This is a genomic window from Psychromarinibacter sp. S121, from assembly GCF_049801035.1.
Lineage (GTDB): Bacteria > Pseudomonadota > Alphaproteobacteria > Rhodobacterales > Rhodobacteraceae > Psychromarinibacter.
The window spans coordinates 647,766-661,397 of sequence record NZ_JBNAGE010000001.1; the positions used below are offsets into that span (position 1 = coordinate 647,766).

Here is a 13,632-nt window from a genome sequence, read left to right on the forward strand (position 1 = left end):
AGCGTTTCCGGATGTTTAGCCGTAGATGCCCTTCAGCCAGGCCGCCATGGCGCGCAGCTTGGTCTCGCAATCGGCACAGTATTCCATTCCGCGCAGGTAGCCGTGGATCAGGCCCTCGCCCGAATCCTCGGTAACCTCGACGCCGGCGGCTTTCAAAGCCTCGGCGTAAGCCACGCCGCTGTCGCGCAGGGGGTCGTTCTGCGCCACGGCGACGAAGGCCGGCGGCAGACCCGCATGGCTTTCGGCGGCCAGCGGGGCGATGCGCGGGTCGGTGTTCAGCTGCTCGACATCCGGGCAGTACAGCGCATTGGTCTTCGCCATCCCGGCGACCTTCAGCAGCGGCCCCTCGGCGTTCTCGGCGTAGGAAGGACGCGAGCGGTCGAAGTCGCAGGCCGGGTAGATCAGCAGTTGCGCACACAGCGGCACGCCCTCGTCTCGGCAGGCCAGCGCCACGGCGGCGGCAAGGTTGCCGCCCGCGCTGTCACCCCCGATGGCGATTTTCGCCGGGTCGATGCCCAGAGAACCGGCCGTGGCCTGCGCCCACCGCGCCACCGCCAGCACCTGAAGATAACCTTCGGGGAAGGGATGTTCCGGCGCCAGCGCGTAGTCGACCGAGATCACCGTCTGCCGGTTCCACGCCGCGATGCGGGCGGTAATGTCCCAGTGCGTTTCCGGGCTGCCCTGCATCCAGCCGCCGCCGTGCATGTAGATCAGCGCGGGCTGTGTGCCGCCCGAAGCGTGGCGGAAGATGCGCACGCGCACCGGCCCGCCGTCGCTGTCGATCCAGTGCTCTTCGTCGGTCTCCACCTCGGGCGGAGTCGGCAGGCGCATGTCGCGCGCGACCCCCTCGAAGTGCAGTCGGCGGTCGGCGGGGGTCGCGTCGGGGCCCAACGTGGCCCATTTCGCGTCCCATACCTCGAGGAACCGGAAAATGTCCGGGTTGATCATGCGTGCCTCCTCCTTGGCTCTGGGCAGATCGGCGTCGGCGGACAGTCCGGGCTTCATCACGAGGCCAAGGATCATGTCGCCGACATGGCGGCGCAGCATGTGCTGGCCGCGCTCGGTGAACAGGTCGTCGCCGAAGATCCGCGAGAAGGTCGCGCGGTTCGAGACGTTGAAGATGGACACGGCCGAGATATGCCAGTGCAGTTCCAGCGCGGTCAGCCCGCGCCTGAACAGCCCGGCTTCGACGCCACGCTGGTAGATGTCCTCGAGCAGGCGGATGACCGAGCTGTTCTGTCCCGACAGGATCTCGGGCGAGGACATGTGCCGCCCGCCGTGGACGTTCTCGATCATCACCAGCCGCACGAAGTCCTCGGCGTGGCGATGGTGCTCGAAGGTGAACTCGGCCAGTTCCCGCAGCGCCGCGACCGGATGCAGCGACCCGAGATCCAGCGCATCCTCTCCCTCGCGCATGCGGAGGTAGGCATCTTCCAACACCGCGCGGTACAGCGTCTCTTTGTCGGTGAAATAGTAGTAGATCATACGCTTGGACGTGCGCGTCCGCGCCGCGATCTCGTCCACCCGCGTACCCGACAGCCCGCGTTCGGCGAACACTTCGCGCGCCGCCTGCAGGATGTTGCCACGCACGGCGTCGGGGTCCTGTTTCCAGCCCCCGCGCGCCTGTTCACCCGCGCCGCTTCCGGCGTTGGTCTCTCCCATGGTGTCCGTTCTCCCTCGTCTGGTCCGCGACTTCTAGCGCATTGCCGCCGCGAACCAAAACGCCCTCCGGTGTCGGTCGGTGTCTGAACGGCTTTCAGCTTTTAACCGGAACGAACACCTCGTTGACATAATTAACCAACTGGAACATTGTGCCGTCAAGGGGCCTGTAACGGGCCGGGGGAAACCCCAAGGGAGAGGATCACCGAACGTGTCACGACCGCTGCCCGCATCGGCTGCCGACATTTCCGCGAACCCCGTGTTCGTTGGCCTTCTGGGTCACGGCATCGGCGGATCCCGGACGCCCCGGATGCACATGGCCTCGGCGGCGGCGCAGGGAATCGACTTCGATTACCAGTTGCTCGACACGCAGGTGCGCCCCCTGCCGAAAGAGCCCGCCGCGATGCTGGATGCGCTTGAGGCAGAGGGGTTCACGGGGCTTAACGTCACGTACCCCTACAAGAAGCAGGTGCTGCCGCTGATGGACGAGTTGTCCGACGCGGCCCGCAACGTGGGTGCGGTGAACACGGTGCTGTTCCGGGACGGCAAACGCATCGGCGACAACACGGATCACTGGGGCTTTGCCGAAAGCCTGCGCCGTGGCCTGCCTGGCGCGCCGAAAGAGGCCGCGCTGCTGCTGGGCGCGGGCGGGGCAGGGGGTGCCGTCGCGCATGCGCTGCTGGACGAGGGCGTCGGCCGTCTGCTGGTGCGCGATGTGACGCCGGGGCTGGCCGCCGAGCTTGTTGCGCTTTTGACCGAACATTACGGCCCCGGCCGCGCCATCGTGGCCGAGGATGCGGTGGCCGCCGCCGCCGAGGTGCAGGGCATCGTCAACGCGACCCCGGTCGGCATGGAAAAGCTGCCCGGCATTCCGCTGCCCGCCGATGCGCTGCGTCCCGGCCAGTGGGTCGCCGACATCGTCTATTTCCCGCTTGAAACCGAGTTGCTCGCCGCCGCGCGGGCCAAGGGCTGCGCCGTGCTGCCCGGCTCGGGGATGGCGTTGTTTCAGGCCGTCCGGGCCTACGAGCTTTTCACAGGCCGGAAACCGGACATCGAGCGGATGCGGGAGGCGTTCGACTCGTTCAGCTGAGGGCACCCGCCCTCGTACGGAACCAATGCGTCATAGGGAGGAACGCATGAAACACTGGATGAAGACCACCGTAAGCGCGGCGGTGCTGGCCACCATCGGCCTTGCCGGAGCCACGCAGGCGCAGGAAACGGTCGAGCTAATCTATTCCGACACCGTGCAGGAAACCGACCGCCGCAGCGGCATTCTGAAACAGGATTTCGCCGGTTGTCTGGGCGACGGTTTCGAGTTCAAGCCCTACTTCGGCGCCACCCTGTTCAAGCAGGGCACCGAGCTGACCGCCATGCAGCGCGGCAACCTCGACATGGCGAACCTCGCCATCTTCGATTTCTACAACCAGGTGCCCGAGACCTCGATCCTCGGCACCGCCTACCTGTGGCGCGACTACGAGCATATGCGCGCCACCTTCGACAGCGACGTGCTGGACGGACTGATCGCCAAGATGGAAGAGGCGACCGGCCTGAAGATCCTTGCATGGCCCTATATCGGCACCCGCCACGTCAACATCCGTGGCGACAAGGAGGTCATGACCCCCGCCGATCTGGAGGGCGTGAAGCTGCGGATGCCGGGCGGCGAGGGCTGGCAGTTCGTGGGCGAGGCGCTGGGCGCCAACCCGACGCCGCTGGCCTTCACCGAAGTCTACACCGCGCTGCAGACCGGCGCCGTCGACGGGCAGGACAACCCGCTTCCGGCGGACAAGCAGATGAAGTTCTATGAGGTCACCGACCAGATCATCCTGACCGGCCACCTGATCGCCAACAACGTCTTCTCGATGTCGGCGTCGAAGTGGGACAGCCTGAGCGCCGATCAGCAGGCCAAGGTCGAGGAATGCGCGCGCGTGTTCCAGGACGCGATGGACGCCGACACGATCAAGCAGGAAAGCGAGCTGGTCGCCTTCTTCGAGGGCGAGGGGCTGAAAGTCTACGAGCCGAACAAGGATGCGTTCCGCACCCACGTTCTTGAGGTCTTCAAGAACTCCAAGTTCTCGGCCGACTGGCCCGAGGGCGTGCTGGAAGCCATCAACGATCTCTGACGCAAGACAAGACCGCCGCGCGGGCCCGGAGGAGGGTCGGCGCGGCGGAACGAAAAACACGGGAGGAACGAAAAAGATGACGAAGACGATGAAACACCTGGCCAGCGGAACGGCGCTGGCGCTGACCGTCAGCCTGACCGCCGGGGCGGCGCTGGCGCAGGATGCGCCGTCGCTGATCTACTCCGATACGGTGGCCGCCGCCGATCCGCGCAGCGCGGTGCTGGACGAGGGTTTTGCAGGCTGCCTTGGCGATGCCTTCGCCTTCGAGCCCTACCACGGCGCGACGCTGGTCAAGCAGGGCACCGAACTGACCGCGATGCAGCGCGGCAACCTCGACATGGCGAACCTCGCCATCTTCGATTTCTATAACCAGGTCCCCGAGACCTCGATCCTCGGCACCGCCTACCTGTTCCGCGACGTGGACCACATGCGCACGGTCTACGACAGCGACGTTCTGGACGAACTGGTCGCGATGATGGAGGAGAAGACCAACATCAAGGTCCTCGCCTTCCCCTACATCGGCACCCGGCACGTCAACATCCGTGGCGACCGCGAGGTGATGACGCCCGCCGACCTGGAAGGCATCAAGCTGCGGATGCCCGGTGGCGAGGGCTGGCAGTTCCTGGGCGAGGCGCTGGGCGCGAACCCGACGCCGATGGCCTTCACCGAGGTCTATACCGCGCTGCAAACCGGCGCGATCGACGGGCAGGACAACCCGCTGCCCACCGACAAGTCGATGAAGTTCTACGAGGTGACGGACCAGATCATCCTGACCGGCCACCGCATGTCGAACAACGTCTTCGCCGTGTCGCAGTCGAAGTGGGACAGCCTGACGCCCGAGCAGCAAGAGACGCTGCAGGCCTGCGCCGACCAGTTCGAAAACGACATGGCCGAGTACGTGATCGGGCAGGAGAACGATCTGGTGTCGTTCTTCGAGGGCGAGGGGCTGAAGGTCTATGCGCCCGACACCGCCGCGTTCCGCGATCATGTTCTGGGCGTCTACAAGGCCTCGAAATTCGCCGAGGACTGGCCCGAGGGGCTGCTTGAGAAAATCAACGAGCTTTGAGGCAGGAAGGGGTCCGGCGCGCGATGCGCCGGGCTCCGTCAACACTTGAACCGAGGGCAGAATGGACCGCCTGCGAAAACCGATAACGTGGCTCGGACACCGGGCCGAGAACTTCCTGGCCCTGATCCTGGGCGCGCTGTTCGTCAGCTTCCTGATCCAGATCGTGTTCCGCTACGTGCTGAACCTGCCGCTGGGCTGGACGGTCGAGTTCGTCTCGATCGCGTGGCTGTGGGGTATCCTGTTCGGCTATGCCTTCGTGGTGCGCGAGGCGGACGTGATCCGGCTGGACATCCTGTACGCGCTGCTGCCGCGCTGGGCGCGGCGGGTTCTTGACATCGTGACCGGCGGCATCTGCGCCGGGATCTTCATTTGGACGTTGCCCTACGTGTGGGACTACATCTCGTTCATGGCGATCGAGAGCACCGCCTACATGAAGATCCGCTTCGACTATGTCTTCGCGATCTACATCCCCTTCGCCATGTCCGTGATCATCCGGTGCTTCATCAGCATCTGGCGCGGCATCACCGGCTCTGACCCGGCTTTCGACACGCCCAAATCGGCGGAAACCCACGACTATGACTGATCCGTTTACCGTCGCGATCGTACTGATCGCGTTCCTCGCCTTCGGCGGGCTCTCGATGGGCCTTGCCATGATCTGCGGCTCGTCCGTGTACCTGATGATGAAGGGTTTCGACCCCTCCATCGCGTCCGAGACGCTGCTGCAGGGCTTGTTCAACAGCTACACGCTGCTGGCGATCCCGCTGTTCATCCTTGCCGCCGACATCATGAACATCGGCTCGCTGGCGGACCGTCTGCTGCGCTTTTCGCAGGCGCTTGTCGGCCGCTTCAAGGGCGGGCTGGGGCACGTCAACGTCGTGTCCTCGCTGATCTTCTCGGGCATGTCCGGCTCGGCCGTGGCCGACGCGGTGGGCATGGGCAAGATCATCATCAACATGATGACCAAGGACGGAAAATACACGCCGTCCTACGCCGCTGCGATCACCGCCGCCTCGGCCACCATCGGCCCGATCATCCCGCCCTCGATCCCGATGGTGCTGTACGCGCTCGTCTCGGACCAGTCGGTCGGCTACCTGTTCGCCGCCGGCATGGCGCCGGGGCTGCTGATGGGTGTGGTGCTGATGATCATGAACATGGTCATCGCGCACCGCCGCGGCTTCGAGACGGACGAGAAGATCCCGCTGCGCGACATGCCGATGGTCACCTTCCGCGCCTTCCCGGCGCTGATGCTGCCGGTGATCCTGCTGGGCGGCATCTACGGCGGTGTAATGACACCGACCGAGGCCGCCGCCGTCGCCGCTTTCTATGCGCTGGCGATCTCGGTGATCTTCTACCGGTCGGTCACGGCGGGGCAGTTCTATCAGACGCTGCTGGCCTCGGCCCGGTCCACCGCCACGGTCGGTATCCTGATCGCGGGCGCGCTGACCTTCCAGTACGTCGTCACGCGCGAGAACGTGCCGGACGCGCTTGCGGCGTTCCTTGGTCAGTACGAGCTGTCCAAGGTCACCTTCCTGCTGGCGATCAACATCCTGTTCCTCGTGCTGGGCTGCATCCTGGAGTCCGGTGCCATCCTGCTGATCATCGTGCCGATCTTCATCCCCACCGCGCAGGCGCTGGGCGTGGACCTCGTGCATTTCGGGGTGATCTGCGTGGTGAACGCGATGCTGGGTCTGGTGACGCCGCCCTACGGGCTGTTGCTGTTCATCGTGTCGTCGATCACAAAGCAGCCCATCGGGCGGGTGATCCGCGACCTGTGGCCGTTCCTGCTGGCGCTGATCGTGGCGCTGCTGATCATCACCTACGTGCCTGACTTCGTGCTGTGGCTGCCGCGCCTGCTGGGGTACAAGGGATGACCCGGTCCGGTCCTTCCTGTCCCCGCCGGGTGCGCTGCCTGCCGGTCCTGTCCGGGCCCGAGGTGGCGCGATGCTGAAGCCCACCGTCGAATGCGTCCAGCGGGTCGCCGCCCAGCTTGGCGAGACGCCCCTGTGGGACGCGCGCCGCGCGCGGCTGACATGGATCGACATCGAGCGGCCGACCTTCTGGACGCTCGATCCGTCGACCGGCGGGACGACGGCGCTGAAACAGCCGGGCACCTACCTCGGCTCGCAGGCGCTGACCCGATCGGGCGGCCACCTCATCGCGCGGGATCTGGACCTGCTGGTGCTTGACCCCGAGGCGGGTATCGCTGCGCCCTTCGCCACGACCCCGGACGAGACGATGCCCGCCACGCGGCTGAACGATGGCCGGGTGGACGCGCAGGGGCGGCTGTGGATCGGCACGATGGACAACGGGCTGAAGGACGGGCTGGGCGCGCTGTACCGCGTCGACCCGGACGGCACGATGACGCGAATGCTGGACGACGTGATCGTGTCGAACGGCATCGCGTTCGCCCCGGACGGGCGCAGCATGTTCTTCACCGACACCCGCCGCCACATCACCTATCGCCTGTCGCTGGACGAGACCGGAGCCGAGATCACGGGGCGCGAGGTCTTCGCCGACTACTCTGCCACCGGGGACCGCCCGGACGGCGCCTGCATCGACGTGGACGGCTGCCTGTGGCACGCCTTCTTCGCGGGCGGCAAGGTGGTGCGCTATGCCCCCGACGGCCGCATCGACCGCGAGATCGCGCTGCCCGCCACCAATCCGACCTGCCTGTGTTTCGGCGGGCCGGACCTCAAGACGCTTTTCGTCACAACCGCCTTCAAGTTCCTGTCGCCCGAACAGCTGGACGCCGAACCGCTTGCCGGTTCCGTCTTCGCCATCGAGGGCGCGGGGCAGGGCGTGCCGGAAAACCTGTTCGCAATCTGAAGCTCTCAACGGGAGGATGACATGATCCATACGAAGCTTAAAACCCTGACCGCCGCGCTTGCGGTCGCAACCCTCGGCGCGGCCGCGCAGGCGCAGTCGGTTGAGCTGATCTTCTCCGACGTGAACCCGCCGGAAGTGCCGCGCTCCAAGGCGATGGTCGAGATCTTCGCCACCGAGCTTGGCGACGACTTCGACTTCCAGCCCTATTTCAGCGCCACGCTGATGAAGCAGGGCACCGAACTGGTCGGCCTGCAGCGCGGCAACATCAACATGGCCGGCCTGCCGCCTTCGGACCTTGCCCAGCAGGCGCCGGAATTCGACATCCTCGGCGCGGCCTACGTGGTCCGCGACCAGGCGCATCTGAAGGCGATCTTCGACTCGGCCGTGGGCGACCAGCTGCGCGAGATCGCGCGCGAGAAGCTGAAGGTCGAGATCCTCGGCACCTTCTACTACGGCACCCGTCAGGTGAACCTGAAGGGTGACGCCGAGATCATGACCCCCGAGGACATGGCGGGCGTGAAGCTGCGGATGCCGGGCGGCGAAAGCTGGCAGTTCCTCGGCAAGGCGCTGGGCGCAAACCCGGTGCCGATCCCCTATACCGAGCTGTACACCGCGTTGCAGTCGGGCGTCGTCGACGGGCAGGACAACCCGCTGCCGAACGACCGCGCGATGAAGTTCTACGAGGTGACCGACCAGATCGTCCTGACCTCGCACAACGTGGGCTTCGGCATGCTGCTGGTGTCCTCGCAGCTTTGGGACAGCCTGACGCCGGAACAGCAGGACGCGATGAAGGCTGCCGCCGACAAGGCGACCGCGTGGTCGGACGAGCAGTACCTCGCCGAGGAAGCGGAACTGATCGAGTTCTTCGAGGGCGAGGGCCTGAAGGTCTACACCCCCGACGTCGAGGCGTTCCAGGGCTACGCGCAAGAGCAGTACCTCGACTCGCCGCTGTCCGAATCCTGGCCCGAGGGCATGCTGGACGCAATCAACGCGCTCTGACCCGGCGCTTCACGAACGCCACCGGCCGGGCCCCGCGCCCGGCCGTTTTCGTTTGGGGGAGTGGAAGCCGCCTGACACTTGGCAGGAGTGTGCCGCCAGGTGCACACCTTTGCCGCATGTCGCGGTCGCGCGGTATACAGTCGCGGCCATTCGGTACACTATGAGGCGGCAGCGTGTATTCTGCGCACCGCGGGCCGGGTATGGGTCGCGCCGTGCCGCCGGACGGCCAGAAGCCAGTGAGTGAAGCCATGACCAACCCGACGCCATCGATCGAGGACCAGTCCGACGAGATCCTGCAACCGAAGCGCGGCACCCTGTCCGGCAGGGCATACGAGAACATCTCGACCATGATCGAGCAGCGGCAGCTGGCCGCGGGCAGCGTGATCGTCGAGCAGCAGATCGCCAATCACCTCGGGATTTCCCGCACGCCGCTTCGGCAGGCGCTGCAGCGGCTGGAGGCCGAGGGCGTGCTGGTGAAGTCGGCCAACCGCTCGTTTCAGGTGCGCAAGGTCGAGCTGCGCGAGTACCTGCAAAGCCTGAAGACCCGCGAGTTGCTGGAGGCCGAGGCGGCGGCCCTGTCGGTGGACCGGGTGAAGCCGGAAGACATCCAGAAGGCGCGCGAGACGTTGAAGGCGGTCGAGGCGAAGCGCCCCTATGACATGCTGGCGCACTGGCGGTCCGACGACGAGGTGCACGGCCTGTTCATCAACAACTGCGGCAATCAGGTCATGGCCGACGTGATCCTTGGCCTGCGCGCCAGCACCAAGATGTTCGAGATCGACCGGCTTTCGGAACGGCTCGAACCCGACAGCCGGCAACACGAGGCGATTCTCGACGCCATCGAGTCGCGCAATGCCTCGGCGGCGCGCAAGGCGGTTGCGACTCATATCCGGTCGCTGTTCCAGTTCGCCATCGAAGCGGTGTCCTGACCGGCACACACATCCTGTCCCGGCAAGCTTTTCGAAACGCTCAATAATCGGTCGAAACAGCCGGCATTCGGTGCGGATTGCGCGCGTCTTTGGCTTTGGCCTTCCCGAACCTAACAAGCTTATTGCATTCCCGTCGTGTACCGTTCATCATAAATTGTATACAAACAGTGTCCGAAATGGACAGGGGGTTCGGGTGCCGGAAGGAACAGCGCAGGTTGCGGACGCGGGGACGGCGATTGCCTTCCTGCAGGAATTGATCGCGGCGCAGGCTGGCGGCGAGGCGCAGGTGCAGAAGGTCATCGCGGACCGGCTGGCCGCGGCCGGATGCAGCGTCACCACGCATGACTATGACCCGGGCGCGGTTCCCGTGATCGGCGAATTCGCACAGGACGGCGCACGCAACGAAACGCACCGCACCGCCGTTGTGGGCACCTTGCCCGGCGACGACAGCCTGCCCAGCCTTCTGATGTTCGCGCATCCGGACGGCGAGCCTGTCGCGGGAAACGATACATGGACGCATGATCCCTTCGCAGGCGAGGTCGATGGCGGGCGCATCTATGGATGGGGCATCGCCGACGACCTTGCAGGCTGCGCCGCCGCCGTGCTGGCCATCGAGAAGGCGGCCGCGTCGGGCAAGCCGTTGGGGCGGGCGGTTTTCGCGTCGACGCCCAGCAAGCGCTATGCGCGGGGCGTCGCGGCCTTGCTGCATGACGGGCTGACCGCCGACGCGGCGCTGTATCTGCACCCGGCGGAATCGGGCGAGGGCATGCGCGAGATCAAGGCGCTGGCCTCGGGGCATCTGGAATTCACCGTCACCGTGAAGGGCCGCCAGCCCGACACGACCGAGCCGGGGCACACGGCGTTCTCGCACCTTGCCGAAAACCCGATCGACAAGGCGATCCTGCTTCGCGATGCGCTGATGGCGCTGGCTGCTGAGCGGGCAGAGCGGGTCCGCCATCCGCTGATCGAGGCCGTCGTGGGCCGCGCCACCAACCTGCACATCTCGCGCATGCAATGCGGCGAGTTGCGCAAGTTCGGCCGGATCGTCGAGACCTGCGTGATGGGCGGCGCCGTCTCGTTCCCGCCGTCCCAGACCTATCGCGAGGTTCAGGCCGAGATCGAGGCCGCCGTCGCGAAGGCCGCCGCCGCCGATCCGTGGCTGAAGGACAACCCGCCCGTGGTCGAATGGATCACCGGCGTCACCGGCGCCGAAGTGCCCGACGACCACCCGCTTTACGTGACCGCCGCAGGCGCCGTCAGCGCGGTGACCGGCGAGGCGCCGTTCGTGAACGCGATGCACACCTCGTCCGACATCCGCAACCCGGCGGTCGAGGCGGGCATTCCCTGCGTCGGGCTGGGCTGCCTTAGCGGCGATCTCAGCCAGAACGACCGCCATGACGAATGGGTCGACGAAGCCGACTTCCTTCGCATGGTCGATGTGACCGCCCGCATCGTCGCCGACTGGTGCGGCGGCGCGTGGAAAACACCCGAATAACCAACACGACAAGGCCGGAAAGCGGCCGGAACCAACCCCAACAGAGGATCCCGTGATGACCCTGACCAAGACCTTCCGACTGACCCTTGCCGCAGCGCTTGGCCTCTCGGCTGCCGCCGCCTCGGCGCAGGACTGCCCGGCCGACCTGCCGACCATCGAACCCGGCAAGCTGACCATGTCGATCAACGCCAGCATCCCGCCGGCGCAGTACATCGACGAGAACGGCGAGATCGCCGGTCTGCACCGTGAACTGGGCGACGAGATCGCCAAGCGCCTGTGCCTCGAGCCGGTCTACATGAACGTGGACTTCGCGGTTCAGATCCCCGGCCTTGCCGCCGACCGCTGGGACATGATCAACACCGGCCTGTACTTCACCGAAGAACGCGCCGGCATCATGCAGCTGGTGCCGTACCGCATCAACGCGCTGGCGCTGGTCGCGGCGGACGGCAACCCGCTGGGCATCGAGAAGCCCGAGGATCTTGCGGGCCGCGTCGTCGGCGTCGAGATCGCCGGTTTCGAAGAGAAGAAGATCAACGAGATCAACGACGAACAGGTTGCCGCCGGTCTTGAGCCGATGGATATCCGCGTGTTCAACACCTACGGCGAAGTGTTCCTTGCCCTTGGCAGCGGCCAGATCGAGGCGATCTTCATCGGCGATGCGACCGGCACCTACTATCAGGAAAAGGGCCGCTTCACGATGGCGGTGACCGGCCTTTACCCCGGCACTCCGTCCGCCTTCGCCTTTGACGAGCCGACCCTCGCGCAGGCTGTCGCCGATGTCCTGAACGACATGAGCGAAGAGGGCGTCTATCAGGAATACATGAACGCTTCGGGCGCCACGCTGATCGACGTCTGGCCCCAGTGGCCGGGTGAGTTCACCTACTTCTATACTGGCGAATAAGCCGGATCGGTCCGGCCGGAAGGCGATGCTCTTCCGGCCGGCGACTTCACTGACAGGGAAAGCGCGCGATGGAATTCAGCTGGGAACACTTCTTTCGGTTCCTGTTCGGCGAGTACATGCTGACAGGGGTTTGGACGACGCTGTGGCTGGCCTGCGTGGCGATGCTGCTGGGCTGCACGCTGGGTGTCGTTGTCGCTTTCATGAAGATGTCGCGCTACTGGGCGCCGCGTCAGTTCGCGAACCTGTTCATCTGGGTCTGGCGCGGAACGCCGCTGCTGGTCCAGATGGTGATCATTTACACGGTCCTGCCGCTGTTCGGGCTGAAGCTGGGCGTGATCTCCAGCGCGATCCTTGCGCTGTCGCTGCATGAGGCCGCCTATTTCGCCGAGATCGTCCGGTCGGGCATCCTGTCGGTGAACAAGGGCCAGACCGACGCCAGCCTCGCGCTTGGCATGACCTGGCCGCAGCGGATGCGCTATGTGATCCTGCCGCAGGCGACGCGGATCATCATCCCGCCGCTGGGCAACCAGTTCACCCTGATGATCAAGACCACCTCGATCGCCTCGGTCATCTCGATGGAAGAGCTGTTCCGCCGCACGCAGCAGTTGGCGCAGTTCGAATTCCGCGTGCTTGAAGCCTACCTTGGCGCGGCCTGCTGGTACCTGTTGATGACGACCGTCTGGGGCGAGATCCAGAAGCGGCTGGAAGCGCATTACGACCGGCCCTTCGGCCCGCTGTCCGACGAGGACGGCAAGAAACCCGAGCGCCCGGTGACGGGCGACGCGGCGGCGCAGGTCTGAGGCGGGCAATGACGATGGATAGCATGACAGACACCGACCTTCCGCGCGTGGCGGGCAAGCCCCGCGACCTCGGCCCGCCGATTGTGGTGATCCAGAACGTACAGAAGGCCTTCGGCTCGAACCACGTCTTGCGCGACGTCAGCCTGACCGTCCGCACCGGCGAGGTCGTGGTGATCGCGGGCCGGTCGGGGTCGGGCAAGTCGACGCTTCTGCGCTGTATCGACCATCTCGAGACCATCGACGGCGGCTCGATCACCGCTTGCGGCAACCTTATGGGCTATCGTCAGGACACCGGCGGCAAGCTGATCCCGCTGGGCGATGGCAAGGTGGCGCGGCAGCGCCGCGAGATGGGCATGGTCTTCCAGTCCTTCAACCTGTTCCCGCACCTGTCGGTTCTGAAGAACATCACCCTGTCGCCCGTGAAGATCATGGGCGAGTCCCCGGCGAAGGCCGAGGCCCACGCCCGCGAACTGCTTGCCCGTGTCGGGCTTCCGGACAAGGCGGATGCCTATCCCGCGCAGCTGTCGGGCGGCCAGCAGCAGCGCGTCGCAATCGCCCGTGCTCTGGCGATGCGGCCCAAGGTGATGCTGTTCGACGAACCGACCTCGGCGCTGGACCCCGAGATGATCTCGGAAGTGCTGGACGTGATGACCGACCTGTCGCGGCAGGGGATGACGATGATCGTCGTTACGCACGAAATGGGCTTCGCCCGCGCCGCCGCCGACCGGGTGCTGTTGATGCATGGCGGCGAGATCGTGGAAGAAGCGCCGCCCGAAGAGTTCTTCACCAACCCGAAAAGCGAGCACACGCGGCTCTTCTTGTCGAAGATCCTGTAGG

13 protein-coding genes are annotated in these 13,632 nt (G+C 65.7%); 12 read left to right on the forward strand and 1 reads right to left on the reverse strand.

Going from position 1 to position 13,632, the window contains the following annotated elements; genetic code table 11:
- Window positions 1–15: 15 nt before the first annotated feature.
- Entirely contained in the window at window positions 16–1,662 is a 1,647-nt protein-coding gene (locus tag ACP156_RS03205) for an alpha/beta hydrolase fold domain-containing protein (RefSeq protein ID WP_425049844.1), read from the reverse strand.
- Window positions 1,663–1,870: 208 nt separating this feature from the next.
- Between ACP156_RS03205 and ACP156_RS03210 the strand changes: the two genes are divergently transcribed.
- The 12 genes from ACP156_RS03210 to ACP156_RS03265 all read left to right on the forward strand — a co-directional run bounded on the left by ACP156_RS03210 (window position 1,871) and on the right by ACP156_RS03265 (window position 13,631).
- Window positions 1,871–2,749, forward strand: a complete 879-nt coding sequence (locus tag ACP156_RS03210) for a shikimate dehydrogenase (RefSeq protein ID WP_425049845.1) — start codon at window positions 1,871–1,873, stop codon at window positions 2,747–2,749.
- Between the two features lie 46 nt (window positions 2,750–2,795).
- A complete protein-coding gene (dctP, locus tag ACP156_RS03215) occupies window positions 2,796–3,779 on the forward strand; it encodes a TRAP transporter substrate-binding protein DctP (protein ID WP_425049846.1) in 984 nt (327 codons plus the stop codon).
- 76 nt (window positions 3,780–3,855) lie between these two features.
- The gene (gene dctP, locus ACP156_RS03220; RefSeq protein WP_425049847.1) at window positions 3,856–4,845 is read left to right on the forward strand and encodes a TRAP transporter substrate-binding protein DctP; all 990 of its coding nucleotides are present in this window, start codon (window positions 3,856–3,858) and stop codon (window positions 4,843–4,845) included.
- A 61-nt stretch (window positions 4,846–4,906) separates the two neighbouring features.
- Window positions 4,907–5,428 (forward strand): TRAP transporter small permease, encoded by a 522-nt coding sequence (locus ACP156_RS03225; protein WP_425049848.1) that lies wholly within the window; start codon window positions 4,907–4,909, stop codon window positions 5,426–5,428.
- On the forward strand, window positions 5,421–6,716 hold the full coding sequence (locus ACP156_RS03230) for a TRAP transporter large permease (RefSeq protein ID WP_425049849.1): 1,296 nt from the start codon (window positions 5,421–5,423) through the stop codon (window positions 6,714–6,716). The genes ACP156_RS03225 and ACP156_RS03230 overlap by 8 nt, the downstream gene beginning before the upstream one ends.
- 70 nt (window positions 6,717–6,786) lie before the next feature.
- Entirely contained in the window at window positions 6,787–7,671 is an 885-nt protein-coding gene (locus ACP156_RS03235; protein ID WP_425049850.1) for an SMP-30/gluconolactonase/LRE family protein, read from the forward strand.
- A gap of 21 nt (window positions 7,672–7,692) precedes the next feature.
- The gene (gene dctP, locus ACP156_RS03240) at window positions 7,693–8,670 is read left to right on the forward strand and encodes a TRAP transporter substrate-binding protein DctP (protein ID WP_425049851.1); all 978 of its coding nucleotides are present in this window, start codon (window positions 7,693–7,695) and stop codon (window positions 8,668–8,670) included.
- A gap of 248 nt (window positions 8,671–8,918) precedes the next feature.
- On the forward strand, window positions 8,919–9,599 hold the full coding sequence (locus ACP156_RS03245; RefSeq protein WP_425049852.1) for a GntR family transcriptional regulator: 681 nt from the start codon (window positions 8,919–8,921) through the stop codon (window positions 9,597–9,599).
- Window positions 9,600–9,792: 193 nt separating this feature from the next.
- Window positions 9,793–11,094 carry a M20 family metallopeptidase gene (locus ACP156_RS03250; RefSeq protein ID WP_425049853.1) on the forward strand — a complete coding sequence of 434 codons (1,302 nt, stop codon included), beginning with the start codon at window positions 9,793–9,795 and terminating at the stop codon, window positions 11,092–11,094.
- A gap of 55 nt (window positions 11,095–11,149) precedes the next feature.
- Complete coding sequence (locus ACP156_RS03255; RefSeq protein ID WP_425049854.1) at window positions 11,150–11,995, forward strand: ABC transporter substrate-binding protein; 846 nt, start codon at window positions 11,150–11,152, stop codon at window positions 11,993–11,995.
- Window positions 11,996–12,063: 68 nt separating this feature from the next.
- Complete coding sequence (locus ACP156_RS03260; RefSeq protein WP_425049855.1) at window positions 12,064–12,795, forward strand: amino acid ABC transporter permease; 732 nt, start codon at window positions 12,064–12,066, stop codon at window positions 12,793–12,795.
- A gap of 23 nt (window positions 12,796–12,818) precedes the next feature.
- Window positions 12,819–13,631, forward strand: a complete 813-nt coding sequence (locus ACP156_RS03265; protein ID WP_425049856.1) for an amino acid ABC transporter ATP-binding protein — start codon at window positions 12,819–12,821, stop codon at window positions 13,629–13,631.
- Window position 13,632: the final 1 nt, after the last annotated feature.

Coding starts and splice junctions, on each gene's coding strand:
- ACP156_RS03265 (WP_425049856.1), top strand. CDS start 12,819: ATGACAGACACCGACCTTCCGCGCGTGGCGGGCAAGCCCCGCGACCTC.
- dctP (WP_425049851.1), top strand. CDS start 7,693: ATGATCCATACGAAGCTTAAAACCCTGACCGCCGCGCTTGCGGTCGCA.
- ACP156_RS03235 (WP_425049850.1), top strand. CDS start 6,787: ATGCTGAAGCCCACCGTCGAATGCGTCCAGCGGGTCGCCGCCCAGCTT.
- ACP156_RS03245 (WP_425049852.1), top strand. CDS start 8,919: ATGACCAACCCGACGCCATCGATCGAGGACCAGTCCGACGAGATCCTG.
- ACP156_RS03225 (WP_425049848.1), top strand. CDS start 4,907: ATGGACCGCCTGCGAAAACCGATAACGTGGCTCGGACACCGGGCCGAG.
- dctP (WP_425049846.1), top strand. CDS start 2,796: ATGAAACACTGGATGAAGACCACCGTAAGCGCGGCGGTGCTGGCCACC.
- ACP156_RS03255 (WP_425049854.1), top strand. CDS start 11,150: ATGACCCTGACCAAGACCTTCCGACTGACCCTTGCCGCAGCGCTTGGC.
- dctP (WP_425049847.1), top strand. CDS start 3,856: ATGACGAAGACGATGAAACACCTGGCCAGCGGAACGGCGCTGGCGCTG.
- ACP156_RS03205 (WP_425049844.1), bottom strand. CDS start 1,662: ATGGGAGAGACCAACGCCGGAAGCGGCGCGGGTGAACAGGCGCGCGGG.
- ACP156_RS03260 (WP_425049855.1), top strand. CDS start 12,064: ATGGAATTCAGCTGGGAACACTTCTTTCGGTTCCTGTTCGGCGAGTAC.
- ACP156_RS03230 (WP_425049849.1), top strand. CDS start 5,421: ATGACTGATCCGTTTACCGTCGCGATCGTACTGATCGCGTTCCTCGCC.